We start from the raw sequence: 26,570 nt of genomic DNA on the forward strand, positions 1-26,570 counted from the left end.
TAATTGGCAAATAAATGAAGCCAATAACCTAGCAACTTCAAGTAAGAGGGTTCAAGTTTTAAAGTTTAGATTGGCTTATAAATAAACAATAAATAGACTAATCAATAATGACTGCCATTTTTCTGGTGGTCATTTTTTTATTTACCTTACCGATAGATATCAAAATTTATCCTAATTAGTCTAAGCAGAATAAGATTAATTTTTCTTGATGTTTATTTTACATCATTAGATGGATATTTTAGAGCGCAGAGTCATTGCTAAAACAGTCTCAAACATAGATATTGCTAAAACCAATTCACTTCAATTTGATCTCGATCATTTTTACTTCCCTTTTTTATCATTAAAAAATACACCATTTTTGCGAATAAATTTACGATGTCTTTTTTACATCGCCTGGGTTTTTTGTTGTTGTCATATATACATCAATTTAGGCCTTTATAAAGTGGATTAAAGTTATTTTGATTTATTTAGTGTTTTAAATTAGTGGCTTATCATTGATTGTTTAAAATTGGCATAAAAAGTGCTTGTATATGATCATGGTTGATTGTTAGTCTAAATGGGCTGACCAATAATGATTTTAACGGAGTCTATCTAATGTTTTGTATTCAATGTGAACAAACTGCTGAAACACCAACAGCTAAAGGCTGTACTTTCGCTCAAGGCCTATGTGGTAAAACTGCTGACGTATCTGATTTACAAGATGTGCTAGTTTATAACCTTCAGGGTGTCTCTTTTTGGGCTGAACTTGCTCGCACATACAATATCGTTGATAGTGAAATTGATGCATGGGCTCCTCGCGCATTCTTCTCAACACTAACCAATGTTAACTTTGTTCCTGAGCGCATCACTGAGTACACTCAAACGGCTGAAGTTTATAAGAACAAGCTAAAAGACCAAGTGATTGAAGCGGCTTTAGCGGCAGGTGATGAACTACCTAAACTTTCTCCTGCAGCAGCATTTGTTTTACCAGAAACAGCAGAAGAGTTATTAGAAATTGCACCTTCTGTTGCGGTAAATCGTGGTCACGAAGAGTTACATGAAGATATTATTGGTCTACGTCTATTATGCCTATACGGTCTTAAAGGCGCAGCGGCATACATGGAACATGCCCACGTTCTTGGTCAAACTGATGAGAATGTTTATGCTGAATACCACCAAATTATGGCATGGTTAGGTACTGATCCTACCGATGCTAATGCACTACTTGAAACATCAATGAAAATTGGTCTGTTAAACTACCGTATCATGGAAATGCTTGATCACGGTGAGACAGCGACATTTGGTCACCCTGAACCAACTCAAGTCAACGTTAAGACTACTGCGGGTAAATGTATCCTAGTGTCTGGACACGATCTTCACGATTTAGAGAAGATTCTTCAGCAGACTGAAGGTAAAGGCATCAATGTTTATACTAATGGTGAAATGCTTCCAGCACACAGCTACCCAGAACTTAAAAAATACCCGCACCTTGTAGGTAACTACGGTAGTGCTTGGCAGAATCAGCAAGAAGAGTTTGCTAAATTTCCTGGTGCAATCGTGATGACATCTAATTGTCTGATTAACCCAGAAGTTGGTGCTTATGCTGACCGTATCTTTACGCGTAGCATCGTAGGTTGGCCGGGTGTTGTTCACATTGAAGGTGATGACTTCAGCCAAGTTATCGAATGTGCACAAGCTCAAGCTGGTTTTGCACACACAGAGATTGAACACTTCATCACCGTTGGCTTTGGTCGAAACGCACTAATGGCAGCTGCTCCAGCCGTTGTTGAAGAAGTGAAAGCAGGTAACATCAAAAACTTCTTCCTAATCGGTGGTTGTGACGGAGATAAAGCAGAGCGTAACTACTTCACTGACTTAGCGGTGAATGTACCTGAAGATAGCGTTGTATTAACACTGGCTTGTGGTAAGTTCCGCTTCAATAAGAAAGATTTTGGCGATATCAACGGTATCCCTCGTCTACTTGATATCGGTCAGTGTAATGACACTTACTCTGCTATTCAGTTAGTTCTTGCTCTTGCAGAAGCTTTTGAGTGTGACATTAACGATTTACCATTAAACATTGTTCTTTCTTGGTTTGAACAGAAAGCAATCGTTGTATTATTAACGCTATTAGCACTGGGTGTTAAAGGAATTCGTACTGGACCAACAGCGCCAGCATTCCTAACTGATAATTTAATGCAAGCACTTCAAGATAACTTCGGTCTACGTGGTATTACTGATGTAGATACAGATCTTGCTGAAATGCTAGGCTAATCGATATACCTAAAATAATTGGAGTTGCTAGTAGGTAGCAAGCGAGTGCAACCAACAACCTAGTAACTTCAAGTAAGGTGGGTATAAGTCATTATTTAGTTAATATATCACCGTTGTCACAATGTATACCCAAGTAAGAAGGGGATAAATCATTAAGTGACAGCGGTTTTTTCTTTTTAGTTTCTGTTCTCGGTATTTTTCAGTATCGAACGTTATAGGTACTTTTTCATGTCATCATCAAAACCGACTCAATCTCCTTTTTCAAAGCCTAGTTTATCGCCATTGAAACTTTCTACTGGCGGTTTAGGTGGAAAATCATCGCTTGGTGGATCACCATTAGGTGGACTAACGTTAGGTGGTAAAAAAACCAGTGAGAGTAACGATTCTGGCAATAGTCCGAAAAAAGGCAAGTTCCAATTTGCCAAATCAACGGTTGCACCAATCTGGTCACCTGAAAAAGCCCCTTTAGTATTAAAACAGCGAAATGATGAGACGCATGACTCTGTTAGCTTTATCTTTGAAACAAAAGAGGGGCACAGTTTTAACTTCAAAGCGGGGCAATTTGTTACTATCTCCGTTGAAATTGAAGGTAAAACACATTATCGCGCTTACTCGATTAGCTCTGCGCCAAAAACCAAACAACTTCAGTTAATGATCAAACGTGTTGAAGATGGAGTCGTCTCTAATTGGATGATCGACCATTTAGCCATTGATGATCAAATTACGGTATTTAACGTCGCAGGGCAATTTAACTTAAGCGATAACACCCACAAAGAGAAGTTATTATTAGTGAGTGCAGGTTGTGGCATCACACCGGTCTTATCGATGGCCAAAGCACTGTTAACGGCAAAAGTGAAATCACCAGAGTTAGATATTACTTTCCTTCATTGTGCTCGCGATAAAGATAATATTATCTTCCATAAAGAGCTTTTAGCGTTAAGTGAGCAATACCCTCAGTTCCATGTTGCACTCGTTCTGCGCGATATCGCTGATCCTGATAATCAAGTTCAATTGCCAGTTACTCAAGGGCGAATTAATCGCGAGAAAATGGCAGTAATCTGCCCAGATCTTGCTGATCGTTCTCTGCTCCTTTGTGGACCTGTTGAGTTTATGGAGAACATTAAAACGATGGCAGATGAACAAGGTTTATCGGCTAATCACTTTTTTCATGAAAGCTTTACCCCTGCAGCTGAAGAGCTGGAGAGTGATGAAAAAGTCACAATGACCGTTAATGGTTACGATCTTGCAGAAGAAGTCGGTGAAAATAGTCTATTACTGGATGATCTTGAAAAACATGGTTTACCGATTATTGGTGCATGTCGTACTGGTGTTTGTGGCTCTTGTAAATGTAAAGTGACCAAAGGTAAAGTGACCTCAACGAGCACTGAAACATTAACGGAAGAAGAGATTGCTGGTGGTTATGTACTTGCTTGTTCTAGTCGAGTGAAAAGCGATGTGACGGTGGAGTTGGAAGACTCTGCGAGTTAACTTTTATTTTTAATATAAATATAAATATAAATAGAAATATCAATATCAGACAGCAGGGTGGTTTTTCTTCTCTGCTGTTTTTGTTTATTCCTTTTACTTGCCGCCTACTCGCAACTCCAATTCCTTTCGGTATAGAAGAGATTGTCTTATATAAACAATAATTCATGCTAGAATAGCGCCACTTCTATCCTGTTATTGGCTGTCGCCTTAACGATAATTGACCTATTTAAAGAGATTTTAGATGCCATTTAGCCACTTAGGATTAAGCGATCCGATTTTAAAAGCGATTGCTGACTCAGACTATAAAAAGCCAACCACCATTCAAAACAAAGCGATTCCTGAGATTTTAAAGGGGAATAACTTATTGGCAGCGGCGCAAACCGGAACCGGAAAAACCGCGAGCTTTGTTTTACCTTTGCTAGAGAAGTTTAGTGATGGTAAAAAAGTGCGAGCAAAACGAGTTCGCGCATTGATCTTAGCGCCAACCCGTGAACTTGTGGTGCAGGTAGAAAAGAACATTGCCCAATATAGCCGTTATTTAGATATTACCTCTCTCGCGATGTATGGTGGCGTTGAGTATCAAGCTCAGAAGCAACGTTTGATTGATGGGGTGGATATTCTGGTTGCGACACCGGGACGTCTGTTAGATATGTATGGTCAACGTGCAATGCATTTTGATGAACTTGAAGTTTTGGTATTAGATGAAGCTGACCGTATGTTGGATATGGGCTTTATCGAAGATATTAACAAGATCATTGCTCGCCTACCTGATCAACGTCAAGATTTGCTCTTTTCAGCAACGTTATCGACTCGTGTCAGAGATCTTGCTAAAACGGCAATTGAGAATCCGGTAGAAATCTCAATTGCAGCCAATGCCGCATCTAAATCTGAAATTGATCAATGGCTAGTTGGTGTCGACAAAGATCAGAAATCGGCACTATTAAGTCATCTCATTACAGACGGTGAATGGCAACAAGCGTTGATTTTCATTGAGACTAAACATGGTGCAGCTAAGTTGGTGACTCAATTAGAGAAACGTGGCATTAAAGCGGAATCATTCCATAGTGGACGTAGCCAAGCAATTCGTTCTCAACTGATGGAAGATTTTAAATCAGGAAAACTTCAATTTTTAGTGGCAACAGGTGTTGCTGCTCGTGGTATTGATATTGAAAACCTAGTTCGTGTCGTTAATTACGATCTGCCATATCCTGCTGATGAGTATGTTCACCGTATTGGTCGTACAGGTCGTGCAGGGGCAAAAGGGGAGGCAATCTCTTTGGTATCTAGAGATAACTTTAAAAACCTTTGTATGATAGAAAGCCGCTTAGGGCATTTAATTAAGCGTCGTGAAATTGAAGGTTTTGAACCGCGTAAAGAGCTACCAATCTCGATCTTGAATTATCATAAAAGCAAAGAAAAGCGTTCAAATCAGAAGCCAAAACAAGAGAAATAATGAAACTTTTTGTTTGAATTTTAATTGGCTTGAGAAAGTAAAGTTATGCAAATAAAAAATGCCACCTAATGATTAGTCATTGAGGTGGCATTTTTATTGGAATTATCGAATGAATTAATTGATATAATTAATTGATATAATTAATCGACATTAATATTTCCATCACGCTGTTCATACATATCAGGGGTACTGTGTAGACCTTGAGTGTATCCGGCTTTTTCAAGACGCTCACGAACATCAGTTACCTGTTGTTCTGTGACTGGGTCTTTACGGTCACCAAGATAATAACGAACAAAGCTAATCATATCGGCCAATTCTTTATCAGATAAGATATCTTCAAAACTAACCATTGGCATGAAGTTACGCTCTTCATCAATATAAGTTGGAGAGAGTCCACGTACCGCTACCGCAATGGTATTAAACGGATCACTATGCATGATAATACCGTTATGCAGCAATGTTGGTGCGATTGGGTCTCGACCTTTACCATCTGCACCATGACAGGCGCCACAGGTCTCTTTATAAAGAGCATATTGCGGTGACTGAAGGGCTTCAGCAGTAAATCCAGATGGTTTTAACTGCTTAATAGTTGGATCTAGGGTATTACCTTTATCCCCTTTTAGTAGGTAATAAGCCATACTTTCGACATCATCTCTGGTCATCTTACTGGTACTGTTCTTAACAACATCTGCCATTCCAGCAAAAGCAGTCCCTTTGTCAGAGTGAGCGGTATGTAAGAAATCAGAGAGAGAGTTAAGATCCCATGCATCTTCATAAAGCTCGTTAGCCGTAATGTTTGGCGCATTCCAACCATCAATGATATTACCTTGGAAGATTTTGTCTGACTCTAACGCTTGAGCAAGGTTTCGTGGTGTATGACACTCAGAACAGTGACCTAACCCCATCACAAAATATTTACCACGTTGCCATAATTCTTGCTTATCTTCAGGAATATTTAATTCCGTCGGAATATCAATATTTAGTGGGTCAGTATCCATAAAGACAATATTCCAACCAAGAAGCCCTAAACGAATATTTGATGGGAACATCATTTGGTTTGTGCTGTTTCTATGGGCAACTGGTGTAATAGATTGCAAGTAAGCCCACAGAGCCTGAACATCTTCCTCAGTCACATACTGATAAGAGGTATAAGGCATCGCAGGGTAGAGATAACCGTGCTTTCCTTTCCCCTTATACAAGGCATCTTTGAACTCTTGGTAGTTATAATCACCAATACCTTCACTAACATGTGGAGTTATATTGGTGGAATAAGCGGTACCAAATGGTGTCACAAATGGCAAGCCACCAGCAAAAGGTTCGCCGCCTTCTGAACTATGACAAGCCACACAGTCACCAGCATAGGCAAGATATTCACCACGTTTAATCTGTTCTTGATCTAATGCGGACATACGAGTTTCATAATCAATTTTACTTCGATTAAGATAAGCACCAATCGCTAAAATCTTATTATCAGACAGTTGATTACCAAATGCGGGCATTACATTGTTTAAACCACCGCGAATTGTCGTTTGAATCTCTTCGATACTTCCGCCATGTAACCAGATATCATCCGATAATAAGGGAGCGCCAATTAATGGGTTAGCGACCGTACCATCGTGGTGACAACTTGAACAATTTTGGATAAAGGTCTCTTTGCCTTGAGCAATTTTGACGCTTGGTGCATTGATGTGACGATTATCCAGAGCGGCTAGGTAATAAGAGACATTGGTTACCTCTTCATTAGATAATACCTCTTCCCAACCTGGCATTGCACCATTACGACCATGCTTGATTGAGTGAATGATCTCAGCATCACTGCCGCCATATAACCAATCATTATCAATTAAGTTAGGGAAGTGCTTCTGTCCTTGTGCATTATCGCGGTGACAAGCGGCACAATGGGTCTGAAATAGTCCTTCACCACTTCGTACAACTTCTTCAACATTAGCTAAGGCTGATAAAGAGTGATTAGAGAGCTGTGCCATCTGATGATCTAAGGTGGTGGTTGGGGCACTTAACTTATCATCAGATTGCTGCCATTCCACCAATCCTTTCCAATTGCCTAGTCCCGGATAGAGAATTAAATATCCCACAGCCATAGCAAAGGCGATAAACATAGAGATAAAGAACAATTTTGGCGGTGGAGCATCGGTTTCTCCAATTCCATCAAACGTATCCAGTACCTTATTTTTATCTGCGGTGTTATTTGAACGCCAGTATTTTAGAATCACATAGAACATGATGGCTAAAAACAGCAGGATTAAAATAACGACGACAAAATTTAAAATAGTACCCATTATTTCATCTCCTCTGCGGTATCAACACCTAAGCTCTGTAGGTAACGAACCAGTGCTTCCGCCTTGGTTTTACCACGAACTTCAATACGTGCATCTGCAATCTCTTTATCGGTATAAGGAACCCCTAAAGTACGCAGTGTCTCCATCTTACTCTGGATATCATCACCGGATAAACGTTGCTCAAATAACCACGGATAAGAAGGCATAATTGAAGTTGGAACGACATCTCTTGGATTATAAAGATGCAATTCATGCCAGCGATCAGAATACTTACGTCCTAAGTTTGTTAGGTCTGGCCCTGTTCGCTTCGATCCCCACAGATTAGGGAATTCATAAATATCATCCGCCTCTTGGTTCGGTTCACCATCACGTTTAATTTCAGGATCTAAAGGGCGAACCATCTGAGTATGACAGACATGACACCCTTCACTGATATAGATATCTCGGCCTTCCAACTCAATAGGGGTCAGAGGCTTTGCCGTCGATTTAGCGTGTAGCTCCTCTGTTTTTAATAAGTTAGGCACAACCCAACTCAGTACAGAAAAACTTGCAACCACGATGGTTGAGACAATTAAGATAAATACCGATTGCGTAAAATCTTTATTAAACATAATTTACGCCTCCTTTACCGCAGTAATTTTTGGTGAAGTGACCGTTTTATAGATATTGAACACCATAACCAATAGTCCTAATACAAACAGTGCGCCACCAAAGAAGCGTACAAATAACCATGGCGCTTTAAAGTCCATCGCTTGTACAAAACTATACAGAAGCTCGCCATTATCATCTTGAGCTAACCACATATAACCTTCACCGATACCCGCAACCCAGAGTGCAATAGCGTACAGTGCAATACCAATATGGGCGAGCCAGAAGTGAAGTTTCAGTAGTTTGTTTGACCACAATTGCTCTTTATTCCAGAGACGAGGTATGAAATAGTAGAAGACAGCAATACCTGAAAGTGCCACCCAGCCTAAAGCCCCAGAATGTACATGACCAATTACCCACTCCGTATTGTGAGCCAGCATATTGAACCAACGAATCGCAAGCAGAGGACCTTCAAAGGTTGCTAAACAGTAGTAAACAATCGCAGAGAAGAAGAACAACATAATGTAATCATTTTTCAACTTCTGCTTATTCGATAGCAGTGTCATAAAGCTGTTAAATGCGCCTGCCCAGGAAGGGAGCCAAAGAATCAATGACATCACGATCCCGATATTCTGAACCCAAACAGGAACGGAAGAGTAGATAAGATGGTGAGTACCCGCCCAAGTATAGAAACCGACTAAACCCCAAAAGTGAATAATCGATAAACGATATGAGTAGATTGGTCGATCAGTGATTTTAGGAATAAAATAGTAGTTCATCCCAATTACACCCGCAGTTAATAGGAAACCTACCGCGTTATGTCCCCACCACCATTGGATAACAGCATCCTGAGCCCCTGCAAATACAGAATAAGATTTCATAGCTGAAGCAGGCAGTGCTAAGTTATTTAAGATAAATATCATCGCGATAACGATGATAAATCCAGCATAAAACCAGTTAGCAACAAAGATATGGTGAACGCGTCGAATCGCTATCGTGCCAAAGAATAAGACCGCATAAAGCACCCAAACTAAAACAATTAAGATGTCGATTGGCCACTCTAGCTCAGCGTACTCTTTTGATGTGGTGTAACCTAAAGGGAGGGTGATCAACGCTAAGAAAAGAACTAATTGCCAGCCCCAAAAAACCATCCAAGATAAGCTTTTATTGAAGAGTGGCGTATTTCCTGTGCGTTGAACAATATAGAGTGAGGTACCCATCAAAATGTTGACGACAAAACCAAAAATCACCCCAGAGGTATGAAGTGGGCGTAAGCGTCCAAATTGAAAATATTCTGAATCAAAATTTAACACTGGCCAATAGAGCTGTGCCGCAAGAATAACCCCAATGGTCATCCCAAGAACAGCCCAGATAACGGCAGCAATAATAAAATAACGTACAACTTTAGTGTCATACATAGTGTCGGATTGCGTCATAGTATTGTTCCCTACTTATCTAATTCGCTGCCTAGCTTCGAGTAATAGAATGCAATATCCTGCATATCCTGTTCTGTCAGTGCATCGGCTTGTTGTTGCATTAATACCGCCAATCCACTGGTGCGTTCACGAGCTTTATAATCTTTGAGAGCAGAGACAATATAACCTTGCTTTTGGCTTCGAAGATTAGGGTAGGGATCTAAAAGAGATATTCCATCGACACCATGGCAGGTCATGCAGACTTTAGCTTTCTGCTTTCCTATTTCAAACTGTTTAGATTGATCAGCCATGACATGAGATGAAAGTAATCCGAATAGTAGCGTACTTAAAACAGAATATTTCATGATAAGTTCCAGTATCAATAATGAGATTTATATATAAGGTATAATAAAGAAACTGGGTAAATTCAAGGTGAATGGGTTGTTTATCTGTTGTTAATGGCTAGTTGATATGGATTCGTATTTTCATTCATGGATAGGTGATGAGACGCCTGCTTATTGTTGAGTTATGGATAAACTAAAACAGGCTTAACTCATTGTTAAAATTGACCGTTACTCAGCGTTGGTTACCGTGAATATTAGGTATTATTTTGAACGATTTCCATTGGCTTTTTTATGACTAGAGACCGGTTTATTACTAGAAACCGCTTTATTACTGGAGACTTTCTTCTTATTAGAAAACTGCTTAATACTACTTTTTTGAGCGGTTCGACGGTTGGCTTTTTTATCTCTAGGTGAGCGTTTACTTTCACCCGACGTCGGTTTATCTGTTACAGGGAAATCATCTAACTCTAACAGTGGCAGCTCTCTCTGGGTCAATTTTTTAATCGCAGTGAAGTATTCCATTTCACTGTGAGAGACTAATGATATTGCCTCCCCTGACTTTCCAGCTCTTGCTGTACGTCCAATTCGATGAACATAATTTTCGGCTTGAGTTGGTAGTTCGAGATTAATAATTAAAGGCAGAGCCTCAATATCAACCCCTCTCGCTAATAGATCGGTAGTGATTAGAAAATTTATCTTGCGGTTTTTAAAGTCTGTAAGTGTTTGTTCACGTACTATTTGTTCTTTATCACCATGAAGTGCTGCAACAGAAAAACCGGCTTTAATCATCCGTTTTGTCAGCTTATCAACATCACTTTTACTATTGATAAAGACTAGCGCTTGGCAGTTGTGATCGAGTTTCTTAAGCTGAGAGATCAGTACTTGAGGTTTGCTCCCTTTATTGACTAAATAACAGGTTTCATTAATTTCAGGCTTAAGCTCTATTTGGTTAGCTAATTCAATTCGAGTTGGCGTTTTGGTGAAAATTTGTTTTGTTAGCTTTTGTAATGGTTCGGCAAAGGTCGCTGAAAATAGCAGGGTTTGTCGCTGATTGGGAAGAGAGTGAATAATCTTTTCAATGTCTGGCAAGAACCCCATCTCTAACAAGCGATCCGCTTCATCCAGCACTAAACAATTGACCGTGTCGACCGAGATGATTTCATTGTTAAGCAGATCAAGCAGACGTCCGGGTGTTGCAACGATAATTTGAGGCTGACTGTCTAACTGCTGCTGTTGCTCCGTTAGCGGTATACCACCAGACAAAATTGCACTGGTAATATTAAGAGATTGAATGAGTGAAAGTAAGGAACCACTTACTTGGCTAGCCAGTTCTCGTGTTGGCACAATAATTATCGCTTGAATGTCTTTTACTGATTCAGCGTTAGTATTGTGGCTGAGTAAACGATTTAATATCGGCAAAAGATAAGCAAAAGTCTTACCACTCCCTGTTTGCGCTAATGCAATGAGATCATCACCCTTTAATATGGCTGGAATCGCTTGCTGCTGAATAGGGGTTGTTTTTGTCAACGTTGCTGGCAGCTGGGTGGTAAGTGTCGTATTGAGAGAAAGTGATGAAAATGACATAAGCAAGGCTCGTAACAAAATAATATCGGCAGTCTAACCCCTCTTTTAAATAATGCAAAAAAATTTTGTATCTCGTCGTCTTTTTTCAAGAATGCTCGTCTTATAGGTAAAAGAATTGTACTTTGATGGATGATTATCTCTTTTCAAAGCGCATCTGAATTTAAACAATATTCTGAATCGAATAGAGAGTAGAAAAATGATCAAAATTGTTAGCTTTAAAATTTGTCCATTTGTACAACGAGTGACTGCAGCGTTAGAAGCAAAGAATATCCCTTATCAGATTGAGTACATTAGTTTATCGGATAAGCCACAATGGTTTTTAGATGTCTCTCCAAATGGGCAAGTTCCCATCCTTATTGCTGAAGATAATTCGGTACTTTTTGAATCTGATGCAATTATTGAATACATCAGCGATAAATATGGTGCCTTTGACGCTAAAATAAGCCATGAACAACGTGCCTTGGAGCGTGCATGGAGTTACTTAGCTGCAAAGAATTATTTGGTGCAATGTGGTGTGATGTCGAGCAAAAGCGAACAACAATTTAATGAGAAAAAGGTTAAATTATTAAAAGATTTCGCTAAAGTAGAGGCTGAATTATCTGGTGATACCCAATTTTTCCGTTCTAATGAAATTGGAACTGTTGATATTGCATGGTTACCTCTTTTACATCGTGCCGCTATTATTAGCAATAAAAGTGGGTTTGATTTTCTTGACGGTATGCCAAAAATGCAAGCGTGGCAAGCGGCATTACTTGATACCGGATTAGTTGAAAAAAGTGTTAGTGATGATTTTGAGCCAATGTTTTGTGATTTTTATCTTATCAATACCTTTTTAGCGGGAGATTTACTGGAGGATCATTCTCAGCAATGTAAAAATAAGCCAATGTCTTCATGTTGTGGCTAATCTCTATTTTAAAAATAAAAAATAGATAATCAAAAGGTATAGGTTGATGAATGTTGAAACGATCTGGCAAGAATATCAAGCAAGCTTAAAGGCTTTTTTACATCGTAATGTTTCAAATTCTGCGGATGTTGATGATCTTCTTCAGGAAATCTTAATTAAGGTCTATCAAAAATTAGATTCAGTAAAAGAGAGTAAAAAAATTAAGTCTTGGTTATTTCAAATCGCGAATAATACAATTATCGACTTTTATCGTAAACGAGGATCTCAACGAGAGTTATCTGAAGATGATCTTTGGTATAAAGATGATGATCCAGATCTTTTACAGCAATTGTCCTCCTGTGTTGAACCTTTTATTGATGCTATGCCCAAAGAGGAAGCTGAAATATTAACTGCGATTGAGATTAATGGGCTTTCTCAAAAAGAGTATGCAAAACAGAGTGGGATAAACTATTCCACTTTAAAATCACGAGTACAAAAAGGACGTCGCTCTCTCTTCTCGTTGTTTGATGAATGTTGTGCATTATCTCTTGATGAAAAGGGCAATTTAATCAAGATTGAGAGTAAAGGAAATGAGTGTCATTATTGTCGGTGACGGTTCATTCATAAAGTGGGTCGAGTGTGAGAAAACGTGATTCAATAAATCTTGCTTTGATATTAATCAGTTAATGTATTTTAGCAGGATTTTAATCAGATTTTGAGTTGATAACGATAGCTATTAAGCGTAGTTTGCTTGTTATACCTAAAATAATTGGCGTTGCTAGTAGGCGGCAAGTGAGTGAGGCCCCATGAGTATAGGTGTACTCTATGATTGGGGCGAACGAATACAGCCAACAACCTAGCGACTTCAAGTATGAAGAGTATATTCATATGACAAATAGAGATGAGTATCATGAAAGCAGAAGTTAAATGGGTTGAAGGTTTTAAGTTTTTAGGCACGTCTAATTCAGGCCACTCAATGGTCATGGATGGCAGTGGCGGTGCAACAGCCCCAAGTCCAATGGAAGCGGTTTTAATGGCTGCTGGTGGTTGTAGTTCTGTTGATGTGGTTGATGGATTGAAATCAGCGAATCAAGCAGTTACGAGCTGTGTGGCTAAACTCTCTTCAGAACGTCGTGAAACTGCACCTAAATTATTTACGCATATTAACATTCACTTTGAAGTGAGTGGTGATAACCTTGATGCTGAAATCGTGGCTCAAGTTTGTAAAGATTCATTAGAAAAATATTGCTCTGTTTGTTTAATGCTAGGTGCAGGTATTGAAATGGGGCATAGCTGGGAAATCGTTTAGCTGACTTCTTTAATTACATCGTTTAATTAAGTGAGTAATGTATTAATTACTCACTTTTTTCAATGAATTTTCTTTGTTCTTCTTTTTTATTTATAATCTTTGACTCTATTCATTAGTGATTTAAACCCACCGTTAAATCCTTCCCGCACTCTGACAAAGATTTATTTTATCAATCACAACACGCTTCATTACTGATTTAGCGGGGACTAAATAGAAGCGAGGATCCTTCGAGTTTGGATGCTCCATAAAGTGGCGTTTAATTCCATCCGAAAAAGCGATAGATAACTCCTCCTGTATATTGATTTTACAAATGCCTAAAGAGATTGCTTTTCTGATCATTGAATCTGGATAGTTTGAAATACTCGATAGTACTAATGGTTGAGTAATTTGAGATTGTAGTTTACGTAATGTGATGAAATTTAAGGTTGGCTTAAATTGATGTAGACCTTGATGCTCTCCTATAGGAATTGAAATGGCATCAATATCTATCTGATTCGCTAATTGATTGATGATCTTAATATTTAGTTTCTCAGTATCAAGGGGGCTGGGTTTATCTAAGGATGATTGATCTTCATGTAATGATTTCTTCTTGAGTAATGCGTTGTTTAAGCTTATCTCAACTTCAATATTGGCTTCATAATCACGACTGAGTTTGACGACTTCTTGTAATTTATCGACATGTTTTTGGTACGTAGCTTGAGGGATCGTTAAGCTTATTGAGCGGATCCCTTTTTGAATATAATAGATGGCATCTTGATAACTTTGTTGTTGTTCAAAATGAAGAGCTAAAGGTAGAGCATGTTTATGAGCGGCTTGTTGACAAATAGCGATTAAGAACTCTAATCCAATATACTTAATTGTTGAAGGTAAAACGGAGATAATCACAGGGGAACGCATTTCTGATGCCGTCTCTGTAATCACTTGAATCATTTCTAAATTATAAATATTAAATGATGGTATTGCATAATATTCTCGTTGGGCTTTTTTTAGCATCTCTTTTGATGAAACAAGGAACATAACTCAATCCTTAGGCTGAAATAAATTTAATGGATTCAATAGCGATTAATGAGACATTATTAGCTCGATTCCAGATGCTAAGCAGGCTTCTTTATATTTAAGTGGTAGATAATGATAACTAATTAACGTGCTTATTTCTGAAAATGATGCGACTTGATACAGTTGTCTATGGTCATAGGTTGTCGTGTCAAAAAGGACAATTAGTTGCTGAGAGAGGGTTATTGCTTCTTGCAGTAATCGTGCTTTATATGGTTTAGATGAAGTCACACCTGTGTTCAAGTCAATGCTTTCTGCTGATATAAAGAGTTTGTTGAAACGATAATGTTTGAGTTGTGACTCTCCGATTTTGCTAATTAATGCGTGACTTTTTTCCTGTAATTCTCCTCCGAGCACAATTAACTGAATGTTATCTAAATAACTAAGTTGAAAAGCCACGGCCAGATCATAAGTCATGACGGTAATTTTTACGTTTTTGTTGATATAAGGAATCAAATTCAGTATTGCATGACCAGAATCTAAAAAAACACGATCTCCTTGTTTTAATAGCTTTGCTGCGACTAGTGCTAAAGATCGGCTAGATTCCTGTAATATTGACTCTTTGAGAGGCAAGAAGTCGGGAGGAAAGAGATATTCTGGATTTATCCTTGCTCCGCCGTGGAAGCGAATCACTTTTCCTTGCTGCTCTAAAATACCAAGATCTTGGCGAATAGTGACTGATGAAACGGCGTAATATCTCGATAAATGAGAGACTCGACCTGAACCTTGTTTTTTTATGGTAGCTAAAATTTGCTCTCTACGTTCATTCGTTTTTAGTTTACTTACTGAGTGTCTATTCATCTCTTCTGACCCGATTATTTTCTCTCTTTATCGATGTTCTTGATATATCCATACGCCGTTCTATCAAACATGGTTATTCAATCATGCCCAATAACAAAAAAATAAAAGTGCGATCACAAGTTAGCTTTAGTGAGAAATTTGAAAGTTTTGCTTTCGATTTATGGAATCGAAAGCGCTAAAAAAGTTGTTATTGAGTGGTCTATCAATAACCCCCCTTAAGATATAACAATGAAATATACCCTTTATACTTGAAGTCGCTAGGTTGTTGGCTGCACTCGTTCGCCCCAGTCATAGAGTACACCTATACTCATGGGGCCTCACTCACTTGCCGCCTACTAGCGACTCCAATTACTTTAGGTATAGAAAGAATCGAAATGTTAAAATAAAAGTAATAATTAATTATTTTCCATTAGGGATTAACAGGGATCACAGTTTTGTCTTTTTTATTGATGGTATCGATAAATAGAGAGGAATCGGATCGCGGTGACATTGAGAATATCCCCTTCTTACTTGAAGTTGCTAGGTTGTTGGCTATATTCATTCGCCCCAATCATAGAGTACTCCTATACTTATGGGGCCTCACTCACTTGCCGCCTACTAGCAACGCCAATTACTTCGGGTATATAACCAAAGGGTTGAAGAGTCTTTGAAACAAAAAGCCGACACTATCACTCAACATAGTGAATGATAGTGTCGGCTTTCGCTTATTGGTTATTGACTGAATTCGTGGATTAAGTCATGTATTACTGCAAAATGATCAATGGTGTATTAATACTCTCAATCATCTTCATGGTATTGCTTCCCAAGAATAGCTGGCGGATCTTATTGTGAGAAAATGCGCCCATCGCCACCATATCAATCTGATGTTGATCTTTATAGTGGTTTAATACTTCAAAGATATCGCCTTCAAGGATATTGCTTTCAACCTTAAAGCCACACTCTTCTAGCTGCTGTTGTGCTAATGGTAGTTTAGTTACATCGACGTCTTGACTATTTTCAGTCGGTTTCACCATCACAAGATGACAAGTTAACCCTTTAAGTAGATCGCTATTAATGATCTTGATAATTGCCTTATCTGCGGTCTCTTTGCCATCATATGCCAAAATAAAGCTTGTTGGTGCCGTAAAATGACTAGGTACTAACAGGACTGAGCTTTTTACTGAGCGAACGAGGGTTTCAATGTGAGAACCGACACCCGCAGAACCGTGATTACCTGCTCGCCCTGCAATAACAAGGCGAGTTTCAGGCTCTAAATCGACTAATGCATCAATCAGATCATCATGACACTGTTTGATTTCAGTCTCAGTGAGTCCTTGTTCAATGGCTTTACTTTGTAGAGCCGTAAGCATCTCTTTACTGTGTTGTCGTTGCAGTTTAGATTTTTTAGCGTCAAGGCTCGCCATTTCAGTAAGTAGAGCAGAGCGTGCGCCTAAACCGATAGCGCCGGTAAAATCATCGGCACCATGTTGTTGTTGCTTCTCTAGTGCATGAAGAAAAACAATCGGCTTTTGCAACTGTTCCGCTGTCCAAGTTGCAGCATTATAGGTTGCGTTAGTCGTGATCGATCCGTCGATGCATGTAATAATTTTATTCATAAAACCTTCTTAATGTCCGTTAAGTAATTTTTCAACTTCTTCTGGATTATTGTGAACACCAAATTTATCGACAACCGTCGTTGTTGCCTCATTCATTCCGATAATCTCGACATCTGCACCTTCTCGTCTAAATTTGATGACGACTTTATCTAATGCCGATACCGATGTAATGTCCCAAAAATGAGCTTGTGACAGATCAATATAAATCGTTTCTACCACTTCTTTATAATCAAATGAGTCGATAAAACGTTCAGATGAGGCGAAGAATACTTGTCCTATTACTTGATAAGTACGCGTTGTTTCTGGCTGTGATTGTTCTGTTTTGATCACCATAAAACGGCTGATCTTATGAGCAAAGAATAAACTCGCCAATAATACACCCACTAGCACACCAATCGCCAAATTATGGGTAAATACCACAATAATAACCGTTGTGATCATCACAATACTGCTGGATAACGGGTTCTTTTTTAAATCAACAACCGACTGCCAAGAGAACGTACCGATTGAAACCATAATCATCACAGCAACCAAGGCTGCCATTGGAATATGTTTTAACCAGTCACTTAAAAAGACCACCATGATCAACAAGAACAGACCGGCTGTAAAGGTTGATAATCGACCTCGACCACCCGATTTCACGTTAATGATTGATTGGCCTATCATGGCACAACCCGCCATACCACCAAGTAAACCCGCACCAATATTGGCGATACCTTGCCCTTTACACTCTTTATTACGATTACTTTTAGTATCGGTTAAATCGTCAATAATTGTTGCCGTCATCATTGATTCTAGTAGACCGACAACAGCAAGACCAACTGAATAAGGAAGAATAATCAATAACGTCTCAATATTTAGAGGCACTTCAGGCCATAAAAAGATCGGTAAAGTATCAGGCAGTTGTCCCATATCTCCGACAGTTCGAATGTCAAGGTCGAGACCAATTGCGACAACGGTTAAGGTAATAATACAGACTAACGGTGACGGAATGGATTTACCAATAACAGGGACATAAGGAAATAGATAAATAATACCGAGACCTGCGGCGGTCATTGCATAAACATGCCATGTCACATTCGTCAGTTCTGGAAGTTGCGCCATAAAAATTAATATAGCCAATGCATTGATAAAACCTGTGACAACTGAGCGAGAAACAAATCGCATCAAACTGCCGAGCTTAAGGTAACCGGCAAGTATCTGTAATACACCCGTTAATATCGTCGCGGCTAATAAATATTGTAATCCATGATCTTTAACCAAAGTGACCATTAACAGTGCCATTGCGCCAGTTGCCGCGGAGATCATTCCTGGGCGTCCACCAACAATTGATATCACCACCGCGATACAAAATGAGGCATATAAGCCAACTTTTGGATCAACACCAGCAATAATGGAGAAAGCTATTGCTTCAGGAATAAGGGCAAGTGCAACAACCGTTCCGGCTAAAAGATCGCCTTTGGTATTTGAAAACCATTCTTTTTTTAATTGAGTTAACATGTAATTTCCATAAATTTAGATCGTCAAAAACCGCCCAGTTAAAGGGTGTAAATTTTCCATGACAATTAAATTTTTTTGATGTGTTCAGTCCCACTGGAAAAGATCCAGTGATATAGGTGTCATTCAATGTAAATGACAAAAAAGGGAGAGGGGATGCGCTAAGGCGGCGTAAGTGTCAAAACTGCTCCTGAACTGGTTAATAATGGTGCGCATTTTACATTAATTATGATTGAATATGTATATTTACTTTTGTGTTTCTGGAAATAAAAAAGAGAGATGAGTTTTTTATTGATTAGCATTGGTATAAAAAATGGCATGCCACGCGATTCAATTAAGAGAAGAATCAGGTGACATGCCATGTGCGCTGTCTAGTTTATCTGTAATTAATCAGCTTTAAGATCAATTACATTGTATATGTGTACGGCGCTTGGATACCTAGAGGAATACCTAGTGTCCAGTAAAGTAGTAGGAATACTGTCCAGCCAATTAACATTGCAATTGAGAATGGCATCATTAATGAAGCCAGTGTACCGATACCTGTTGTCTTAACATAACGCTGACAGTAGACCACCACTAATGGGAAGAAGACCATCATAGGCGAAATGATGTTAGAGACAGAGTCACCGACACGATAAGCCGCTTGAGATAGCTCTGGAGAGATACCAACAGCCATTAACATTGGAACTAGAATTGGACCAATTAGTGCCCATTTCGCTGATGCAGAACCAACCAGAAGGTTAACAGATGCTGTTAGTAGAATCATACCAACAATGGTGAACTGTCCTGGAAGGTTAAGTGCTTTTAAGCCTTCTGCACCATAAAGTGCAAGCATGGTACCGATGTTGGATTGACCAAATGCAAATAGGAACTGAGCACAGAAGAATGACATTACGATGTATGCGCCCATTGTCGACATGGTGGCAGACATTGACTTGATTATATCGTTGCTGTTCTTAAATGTACCCGAGATACGACCGTAAACTACACCCGGAATAACAAACAGAATAAAGATCAATGGAACAATTGACTTCATCAGTGGTGCAGAGAACGCGGTGATTTCACCATCAGGAGAGCGAAGCGCTGAGCTTTCAGGCATAATCGCAAGGATAAGAAGTGCGATACCAGCCATCATTGCCCAACCCGCAAAACGGAAAGCTTTTGATTCTGTTTGAGTAAACGTACCTAAGTCTGGTGCTTCTTCAGCATCTTCATCAATGGGTGTGCTTGCTAAACGAGGCTCGATGATTTTCTCAGTCACATACCAACCAATACCAATGATTAAGATTGAAGAGATACCAGTGAAGAAAATATTCGCCAATGGATTAATCACATAGTTTGGATCAAGAACTTGAGCTGCAGTTTGTGTGAAGCCAGCAAGTAGCGGATCGATACCAGAAGGGATAAAGTTTGCAGAGAAACCGCCTGATACCCCAGCGAATGCCGCAGCAATACCCGCTAATGGATGACGACCTGCCGCATGGAAGATAATACCACCAAGAGGGATAACTAATACGTAACCAGCATCTGCTGCAGTGTGAGAAACGATAGCCACTAAAATTAACATTGGTGTTAATAGTTTAGCTGGTGTCACACGTAGCATCTTTTTCAGGCCAGTATTGATGAAACCAGAAGCATCAGCAACACCGATACCTAGCATCGCAACCAATACGATACCTAAAGGTGCAAATCCTGAGAAGTTTTTAACCATGCTCGCAAGGAAAGTTGCCAGCGCTTCACCAGTTAACTGATTACTTATTTCTAAAGGTGCGTTAGTTCTTGGGTTAACCAGATCAAAAGATACGTGAGAAAGTAGTGCTGATGTTACCCATACAATAACTAAGCCCCATAAAAAGAGTAGGGCAGGATCTGGTATTTTATTACCAGCGCGTTCAATCGCATTTAAAAAGCGGTCCATACCACTCTGCTTTTGAACTGATGAATCTTTAATTGCTTCACTGTTCATAATTCATTCACTTTATTGTTTGTAATTTTTAGAGTTATATTTTTATAGTTATTACTAAGCGTTAAAAAGTTAACGTTTTGCGGTGATAATTATACCGTTCAGAAGAGGGGGGATATATTGCATGATGAGGTATTTATCAAAAATTAAGACTTAGATTGCAAAAATGAGTAGTGATAACGTCTGTTTATTAGCAAGATTTTAAAATTTTACATACAAATAGTAAGGAAGGTTGCAATAGCTGTTACTGAATAAGATAAAGTGTGTCAAATTGTAAGTTTCAGCCGATGCGTTAAAGCTCGAATAGGATAAACCGAATAAATTTGTCGGCCGCTTTTCTTGATGGGAGAGGGCGAGAAGATAGCATCAACACCCTACTGCTTGGTCATAATATATTTGATGACTGACGAGCATCTATTTACGTGAAAGCTGAATACGATCCCGAGTTCGACTGTAATCATTCCCTGACATTCTCCCAATACTATCTAATTCATCAGATGAAATACGGTAGTTATCGAAAGCACTATCTTGAACATGAATGGCAACGACATTTCCTAATATTAAATGTCCTGACAGTGCATCATCACCAAGATCGACAATTTGATTTAAGCGACACTCATAACTGACAACGGCATCTTTTATTCTTGGAGGTCTAATCAATGACGAATTAGCAGGCTCAACACTAGCATATTGAAATTCATTTTGTTCAAAAGGCAGATCATGACAAGTCATGTTCATCGTTTCTAAATCTTTCGCACTGACGCTATTAATGACAAACTCTCTCTGTTCGCGAATATTGCGTAGAGTATCTTTTGCTTCTGCATCATTGTTGTACATAGGATTAAAACAAAGAACAGGAGGGTTAGCACTGGCAACGGTATAGAAAGAGAAAGGCGCGAGATTCACAATACCTTCAGAGGAGATAGATGAAACCCAAGCTATCGGGCGAGGGGTAATACCACCAATTAATAGTTTATACGTTTCCTGTGGCGTGATCTTTTTGGGATCGATAATCATAATACTTCTACCTTTAAAGTATGTAGTCTTTAATTATTTGTAATATAGACCCAAAGTAAAAAAGGGGGTAGAAGTTAGTCATAAAAAAAGGAGACCCTTGTGAGGCCTCCTTCTTACTTGTTATTCAGTTTTATTGTTCGACTCGTTAGCGCTAAGGCGTATAGAACGTCTCTGAACCCGGTCCTACAGGTAAGCCAAATACGAATACCCAAACATAGAACAGAATACTCCAACCAAACATGAAGACGATAGAGTAAGGAACCATGGTAGCAATCAGCGTACCAATCCCTAGATTCTTCATATATCGTGTCGCAACGGCTAGGATTAAGCCGAAGTAACTCATCATAGGCGTAATAATGTTAGTTGTTGAGTCACCAATACGGTAAGCCGCTTGAATCGTTTCTGGTGCATAACCCACAAGCATTAACATTGGTACAAAGATAGGTGCGGTTACTGCCCACTGTGCAGATGCTGAACCGATCATTAAGTTAATGAAACCACACATTAAGATAAATGCGAAGAATAGAGATGGACCAGTTAAACCGATAGACTGTAAGAAGTCTGCACCACCAACGGCAAAGACTTGGCCGAAGTTAGTCCACTTAAAGAATGCAACAAACTGAGCTGCAAAGAAGACCAATACAATGTATAGACCCATTGATGACATAGATTTTGCCATTGCGTCGATAACATCACGATCATTCTTCATTGAACCCGTTACGCGACCGTATACAAAACCTGGAATCGCAAAGCAGACAAAGATGAATGCCACGATACTTTTCAGGAATGGTGAGCCAGCAACTAGACCTGTTGTTGGGTTACGTAAAATGCCATCTTCAGGAACGATAGTATAAGCTAGGATTGCACCAACGATAACAATTGAGATACCGGCAAATTTAAGACCACGTTTCTCTGTTGCCGTTAAGCCGCCCATCTTATCATTTGATAAATCTTCAGCTGCATCTTCATCGTTATACTTGCCAAGTTTTGGCTCAACAATTTTCTCAGTAACAAATGCACCAGCAATAGCAATGAAGAAGGTTGAAACAAACATAAAGTACCAGTTAGCTTCTGGGCCAACGGTATAATTTGGATCAATCATCTGTGCCGCAGTCTGAGTAATACCAGAAAGCAGTGGATCAACCGTACCGATGAGTAGGTTTGCAGAGTAACCACCAGAAACACCCGCAAATGCAGCCGCTAGACCCGCTAAAGGATGACGCCCTAAAGAGTGGAATAACATGGCAGAAAGTGGAATTAGAACAACATAGCCTAATTCAGATGCCGTGTTTGAGATGATACCAGCAAAAACAACCGTCACAGTTACCATGCGGTGAGATGCACCCATTACCATGCCACGCATTGCAGCAGATAAAAGACCTGAGTACTCAGCAATCGCAACACCAAGCATCGCAACAAGTACGGTACCTAATGGTGCAAATCCAGTAAAGTTTTTCACAAGGCTAGTCACAATTAAGCTGATGCCTTCAGCATTTAATAGACTAACAACGCGAATCATACCATCGGCTGCGCGACCTGCTGCACCTTCTGGGCGTGGGTCAACAACAGCAACTTCGAAATATCCAGCAATGCCAGACATAATCAAGATCGCTAAACAGAACGTTGCAAATAGGGTAATAGGGTGAGGTAGAAGATTCCCTAAATATTCAACGCCATCTAAAAATCGAGTAAAAAGAGGTTTTTTAGGTTGTGTTTGTTTTATTGAAGCAGATGAACTCATCTGTTTCCTCCTTGTTATATTTATTATAAACATCACTTACATGTGATTGCGGCAAGAGATTACTCGATAAAAAGAAGATTTTAAAGTTTTTCGTGTTGTTATTTGTCGATAAACTAGTTAATAAAGTGTAAAAATTAATGATTATTAGATGTTATTTTTATTTATTATCATTATGTTAGCTGTATTTGTAACATAATGTAATAACGTGATGTAAATCAAGGTAATTAGAGTGAATTATTGTTTGGTTGATGATTTTTGTCTTGATTGATTCTTCGAAATTTAACCGGTTGATTCTTTTATAGTTAATATTTATCTCTATTTTAGGTATCGGGATATTGGTGTGGTATTGCATATTCTGGTTACTTTATAGATAAAATTAATTATAATAACCGTTCTTTTTTTAACGGAATAAATAGAGCTAAAAATGAATAAGTTATTAAAATCCCTACTTCTTTTTATCGCAGTGAGCTCACCATTTGCTTATGCTGCACAACCTATTGAATTTCAAAAAATCCCTCAAGTGATGAATATGTTTGAAAATAACGCTCAGTTATATGTCAAAAAAAGTGTCACTTTAGGACGCCTTCCAACTAAAGATGAAATGGGTAAAGAATTTATTACCTATGTTTCAAATGGTGAGGGTGGCTATAAAGAAGAGACCAAAAATATGATGACAGATAATGTTGTCATTGCCAGTATGCCAAAACCGATTGTTGGTGATGTCTATAATCAATGGTTGATCAAAAACGATATCTGGCAAGAACTTTATGGCAAGCTACCAACCTCAACAACCGAATTTAAGCCATTCAAACGCACTAAAGCGATTAAAGCAGTTAAAATTGATAAAGAGTTACTGACACTATTAGGAAGCACTGATGGTAAGACAGCGACAATTAAAATCGGTTGGGACGTGAATGGGATGAAGGTTTACCTAAATGGTTACCTTGCTGATTATGAATACGGCATTGCACCACAAGAAATGAAAGATAATTATGAACTGAAGAAGTAACCTTTTATTTTTAATAGGAATATGAAAATGGAAAATAAAAAAAATGATCCTATTGGTGATTTGGTTTTAAGTGAATTGGATATTCAGGACGGTGTCAAAATCGTTGCGCAAAAATTAAATGCTCAATTTAAAGATGCAGTGATTATTAGCGTTGTTCCTGGTGGAATTCTATTTACCGCTGATTTAGTTCGAGCATTAGATTTTGATATTGCAATGGACTATATCTCTTGTCCTCATACGCCTGGAGATCGTAATAACAGCTCAACGATTGTTTACCATCAAAATATTAATATAGAAGGTAAAGATGTGATTGTTATTGATGATGCTATTGAGTCAGGCGGAACAATGAAACGTTTGGTTGAGTATTTAGCCGCTAATTTTGCAGTTAAATCACTTTCTATTGCGACTCTTTTTGTTAAGCCGGGCAGAGTAGATATTCCAATCACGCAATATTACGCGTATGAAATGGAAACGGATGAATTGCTTGTTGGCTATGGTTTACCATGGCAAGACAAACTAAGAAATATGCCTTATATCTCTAAGTTGATTCGTTAATTTATACCCAAAGTAATTGGCGTTGCTAGTAGGCGACAAGTGAATGAGACCTCATGAGTCTAGGTTTTCTATATGATTGGGGCGGCCAACAACCTAGCAGCTTCAAGTAAGAAGGGTATAACAAACTTTTAATTTCATCCCATTTGATGTCTATCTTTTGTAAGATGGTGATACAAAAAAGAAAGAATAAAAAAGACGATGTGAGTTTAAGATATACCTTAAATTCGCATCGTCTTTTTATACTTCTAGGTCTGACATTAATGGTTAAATAGAGTCTGAATATATCTAAAGTCATTGGTGATGCTAGTAGCCAACAACCAAACAACTTCAGATATGAGAGTACCTATCATGTCAATGTTAACCAAAGATATACTTAAGAACAAAAATCGCAGACAGAATCCAAACACTTAACGAAACATCTTTTCCTCGACCACTTGCCGCTTTAATTGCTGCGTAAGTGATAAAACCAAGAGAGATACCTTCCGCGATAGAGAACGTTAACGGCATTAATAGACAAGTCACGCCAACGGGTGCTGCTTCTGTTAAATCAGACCAATCGATATCTTTTAAGCCAGAGAGCATTAATACAGCAACGTAAAAAAGTGCGCCAGTCGTGGCATAAGCGGGGATCATCCCTGCCAATGGTGCGAAGAAAAGCGCTAATAAGAACAAAACACCCACAGTCACAGCGGTTAAACCCGTTCGTCCACCTTCTGCTACACCCGCAGTACTCTCAATATAAGAGGTGGTGTTTGATGTTCCGAATAATGCACCGATTGTTGTTGCTGTTGAATCAGCAAGAAGAGCTTTATTAATGCCAGGAATGCGACCATCTTTATCGATCATATTGGCTTTTTGAGCAACACCAACTAACGTTCCTGCGGTATCAAAGAGATCAACAAATAAGAAAGCAAAAATAACCGACAACATACCCACTTCAAAAATGGCTGAGAAGTCGAGTTGTAAGAAGGTAGGGGCGACACTTGGCGGCGTGCTCATGATTCCAGCATACTGCACATCACCAAAAAGTAGACCTAGCGCCGTAATGATTAAGATGGCAATCATCACGCCACCTTTGACATTGTGATGAGCAAGGGCAACGGTAATAAAGAAACCCAATGCACCTAATGCCGCGTGGATAGAAGAGATATCACCCACTGAAACAAATGTCGCGGGATTAGCAACAATAATGCCTGCATTTTTTAAAGCAACAAAAGCCAAGAAAAGACCGATACCCGCAGAGATACCGACACGTAATGCTAAAGGAATTGAGTTAATAATCCATTCACGAATACGGAAAACACTTAATAAAATGAAGAGAACACCAGAACAGAATACCGCCGCTAACGCCACTTCCCATGTGTAGCCCATTCCTAGAACAACCGCATAAGTAAAGAAGGCGTTTAATCCCATTCCTGGTGCTTGAGCAACTGGAAAGTTAGCAACAAAGCCCATAATGAAACAACCAATTGCCGCAGCGACACACGTTGCCACAAACACTGAATCTCGATCCATGCCCGTAGCGGCTAAAATTGAAGGATTAACAAAAATGATGTAAGCCATGGTTAAGAATGTTGTGAGACCGGCGATAATTTCAGTTTTTACCGTTGTCTTATGTTCCGTAAGCTTAAACAGCTTCTCTAACATGATATTTCCTTATATAGATTAAATTATTAGCAATCGATTGCGCAATCGATTGGTGCGGATTATAGAGCGTTAAAAAAA

21 protein-coding genes are annotated in these 26,570 nt (G+C 39.0%); 8 read left to right on the forward strand and 13 right to left on the reverse strand.

Translation table 11 applies throughout. From position 1 onward, the window contains the following. The first annotated feature begins 594 nt into the window (after nucleotides 1-594). The 3 genes from hcp (at nucleotide 595) to L0B53_RS09625 (ending at nucleotide 5,194) form a co-directional block, all read left to right on the forward strand. Nucleotides 595-2,253, forward strand: a complete 1,659-nt coding sequence (gene hcp / locus L0B53_RS09615; RefSeq protein ID WP_235061843.1) for a hydroxylamine reductase — start codon at nucleotides 595-597, stop codon at nucleotides 2,251-2,253. 228 nt (nucleotides 2,254-2,481) lie between these two features. Further along, complete coding sequence (locus tag L0B53_RS09620; RefSeq protein WP_235061844.1) at nucleotides 2,482-3,741, forward strand: hybrid-cluster NAD(P)-dependent oxidoreductase; 1,260 nt, start codon at nucleotides 2,482-2,484, stop codon at nucleotides 3,739-3,741. A 241-nt stretch (nucleotides 3,742-3,982) separates the two neighbouring features. Then, nucleotides 3,983-5,194, forward strand: a complete 1,212-nt coding sequence (locus tag L0B53_RS09625) for a DEAD/DEAH box helicase (RefSeq protein WP_235061845.1) — start codon at nucleotides 3,983-3,985, stop codon at nucleotides 5,192-5,194. A gap of 140 nt (nucleotides 5,195-5,334) precedes the next feature. On the opposite strand, the gene L0B53_RS09630 is transcribed toward L0B53_RS09625, so the two are convergent. The 5 genes from L0B53_RS09630 to L0B53_RS09650 all read right to left on the reverse strand — a co-directional run bounded on the left by L0B53_RS09630 (nucleotide 5,335) and on the right by L0B53_RS09650 (nucleotide 11,422). Further along, nucleotides 5,335-7,491 carry a c-type cytochrome gene (locus L0B53_RS09630; protein ID WP_235061846.1) on the reverse strand — a complete coding sequence of 719 codons (2,157 nt, stop codon included), beginning with the start codon at nucleotides 7,489-7,491 and terminating at the stop codon, nucleotides 5,335-5,337. Then, nucleotides 7,491-8,102: a cbb3-type cytochrome c oxidase subunit II gene (locus L0B53_RS09635; protein WP_235061847.1), complete on the reverse strand. Its 612-nt coding sequence runs from the start codon at nucleotides 8,100-8,102 to the stop codon at nucleotides 7,491-7,493. The genes L0B53_RS09630 and L0B53_RS09635 overlap by 1 nt, the downstream gene beginning before the upstream one ends. Nucleotides 8,103-8,105: 3 nt before the next feature. Beyond that, nucleotides 8,106-9,515 carry a cytochrome-c oxidase, cbb3-type subunit I gene (gene ccoN / locus L0B53_RS09640; protein ID WP_235061848.1) on the reverse strand — a complete coding sequence of 470 codons (1,410 nt, stop codon included), beginning with the start codon at nucleotides 9,513-9,515 and terminating at the stop codon, nucleotides 8,106-8,108. Between the two features lie 11 nt (nucleotides 9,516-9,526). Next, nucleotides 9,527-9,805 (reverse strand): c-type cytochrome, encoded by a 279-nt coding sequence (locus L0B53_RS09645; RefSeq protein WP_235062221.1) that lies wholly within the window; start codon nucleotides 9,803-9,805, stop codon nucleotides 9,527-9,529. Nucleotides 9,806-10,099: 294 nt separating this feature from the next. Continuing rightward, nucleotides 10,100-11,422 carry a DEAD/DEAH box helicase gene (locus L0B53_RS09650; protein ID WP_235061849.1) on the reverse strand — a complete coding sequence of 441 codons (1,323 nt, stop codon included), beginning with the start codon at nucleotides 11,420-11,422 and terminating at the stop codon, nucleotides 10,100-10,102. A gap of 196 nt (nucleotides 11,423-11,618) precedes the next feature. On the opposite strand from L0B53_RS09650, the gene L0B53_RS09655 reads away from it, so the two are divergent. The 3 genes from L0B53_RS09655 (at nucleotide 11,619) to L0B53_RS09665 (ending at nucleotide 13,614) form a co-directional block, all read left to right on the forward strand. Then, entirely contained in the window at nucleotides 11,619-12,326 is a 708-nt protein-coding gene (locus tag L0B53_RS09655) for a glutathione S-transferase family protein (protein WP_235061850.1), read from the forward strand. Between the two features lie 46 nt (nucleotides 12,327-12,372). Continuing rightward, nucleotides 12,373-12,918, forward strand: coding sequence for an RNA polymerase sigma factor SigZ (gene sigZ / locus L0B53_RS09660; RefSeq protein WP_235061851.1), 546 nt, complete (start codon nucleotides 12,373-12,375; stop codon nucleotides 12,916-12,918). Nucleotides 12,919-13,215: 297 nt separating this feature from the next. Continuing rightward, nucleotides 13,216-13,614 (forward strand): OsmC family protein, encoded by a 399-nt coding sequence (locus L0B53_RS09665; protein ID WP_235061852.1) that lies wholly within the window; start codon nucleotides 13,216-13,218, stop codon nucleotides 13,612-13,614. Nucleotides 13,615-13,746: 132 nt separating this feature from the next. On the opposite strand, the gene L0B53_RS09670 is transcribed toward L0B53_RS09665, so the two are convergent. The 7 genes from L0B53_RS09670 to L0B53_RS09700 form a co-directional block, all read right to left on the reverse strand. After that, nucleotides 13,747-14,631 carry a class II fructose-bisphosphate aldolase gene (locus tag L0B53_RS09670; RefSeq protein ID WP_235061853.1) on the reverse strand — a complete coding sequence of 295 codons (885 nt, stop codon included), beginning with the start codon at nucleotides 14,629-14,631 and terminating at the stop codon, nucleotides 13,747-13,749. Nucleotides 14,632-14,676: 45 nt separating this feature from the next. Further along, a complete protein-coding gene (locus tag L0B53_RS09675) occupies nucleotides 14,677-15,468 on the reverse strand; it encodes a DeoR/GlpR family DNA-binding transcription regulator (protein ID WP_235061854.1) in 792 nt (263 codons plus the stop codon). Between the two features lie 743 nt (nucleotides 15,469-16,211). Then, nucleotides 16,212-17,063: a universal stress protein gene (locus L0B53_RS09680; protein WP_235061855.1), complete on the reverse strand. Its 852-nt coding sequence runs from the start codon at nucleotides 17,061-17,063 to the stop codon at nucleotides 16,212-16,214. Nucleotides 17,064-17,072: 9 nt separating this feature from the next. After that, nucleotides 17,073-18,563 carry a SulP family inorganic anion transporter gene (locus L0B53_RS09685; protein WP_235061856.1) on the reverse strand — a complete coding sequence of 497 codons (1,491 nt, stop codon included), beginning with the start codon at nucleotides 18,561-18,563 and terminating at the stop codon, nucleotides 17,073-17,075. A gap of 403 nt (nucleotides 18,564-18,966) precedes the next feature. Further along, nucleotides 18,967-20,526, reverse strand: coding sequence for an AbgT family transporter (locus L0B53_RS09690; protein WP_235061857.1), 1,560 nt, complete (start codon nucleotides 20,524-20,526; stop codon nucleotides 18,967-18,969). A gap of 411 nt (nucleotides 20,527-20,937) precedes the next feature. Continuing rightward, nucleotides 20,938-21,540: a flavin reductase family protein gene (locus L0B53_RS09695; RefSeq protein WP_235061858.1), complete on the reverse strand. Its 603-nt coding sequence runs from the start codon at nucleotides 21,538-21,540 to the stop codon at nucleotides 20,938-20,940. Between the two features lie 151 nt (nucleotides 21,541-21,691). Then, nucleotides 21,692-23,281, reverse strand: a complete 1,590-nt coding sequence (locus tag L0B53_RS09700) for an AbgT family transporter (protein WP_235061859.1) — start codon at nucleotides 23,279-23,281, stop codon at nucleotides 21,692-21,694. Between the two features lie 424 nt (nucleotides 23,282-23,705). Here L0B53_RS09700 and L0B53_RS09705 point away from each other — a divergent pair, with 424 nt between their 5' ends. Together L0B53_RS09705 and L0B53_RS09710 are read left to right on the forward strand one after the other, a co-directional pair. Next, nucleotides 23,706-24,290: a hypothetical protein gene (locus L0B53_RS09705; RefSeq protein ID WP_235061860.1), complete on the forward strand. Its 585-nt coding sequence runs from the start codon at nucleotides 23,706-23,708 to the stop codon at nucleotides 24,288-24,290. Between the two features lie 27 nt (nucleotides 24,291-24,317). Further along, nucleotides 24,318-24,845 carry a phosphoribosyltransferase gene (locus L0B53_RS09710; RefSeq protein WP_235061861.1) on the forward strand — a complete coding sequence of 176 codons (528 nt, stop codon included), beginning with the start codon at nucleotides 24,318-24,320 and terminating at the stop codon, nucleotides 24,843-24,845. Between the two features lie 357 nt (nucleotides 24,846-25,202). Here the strand turns inward: L0B53_RS09710 and L0B53_RS09715 are convergent, their stop codons facing one another. After that, nucleotides 25,203-26,492, reverse strand: a complete 1,290-nt coding sequence (locus L0B53_RS09715) for an NCS2 family permease (protein WP_235061862.1) — start codon at nucleotides 26,490-26,492, stop codon at nucleotides 25,203-25,205. Nucleotides 26,493-26,570: the final 78 nt, after the last annotated feature.

The sequence above is a fragment of the Vibrio sp. SS-MA-C1-2 genome (assembly GCF_021513135.1).
Taxonomy (GTDB): Bacteria; Pseudomonadota; Gammaproteobacteria; order Enterobacterales; family Vibrionaceae.